The sequence below is a fragment of the Neisseria sp. P0009.S007 genome (assembly GCF_051962515.1).
Window position 1 is genome coordinate 1 of record NZ_JBQCVF010001091.1, and the last position, 274, is coordinate 274.

At 56.6% G+C, this 274-nt stretch carries 1 pseudogene; it reads right to left on the reverse strand.

Features of this window, described 5'->3' with window-relative positions:
* Positions 1–217: pseudogene (locus ACTHS3_RS17865) on the reverse strand (alpha-ketoglutarate-dependent dioxygenase AlkB); the annotation flags it as partial.
* Positions 218–274: the final 57 nt, after the last annotated feature.

Sequence of the window (274 nt, forward strand, 5' to 3'; positions counted from 1 at the left end):
ACGTGTCTCCGTACCACGCGACTTCGCGGGCAGTGATGATGTGCTTGCCGAATATCACGGCTTCGTCGTGCCGCCAGGGAATATCACGCTGCAAAATTTTAAAATAACGGTCAGCTTCGGCGATGGTGAAAATCCGTCCGAAATCGCTGACGATGCCGTCGTAGGGCAGAAGGTTGGCGTGCGGGTTGGCGGTTTCGGGGAAGAGGTCGAGCGTCATCAGCATCTCCCAATTCGTGCGCCAATATCGCCATTTTACGTCCGCGCTGCCAGCGGT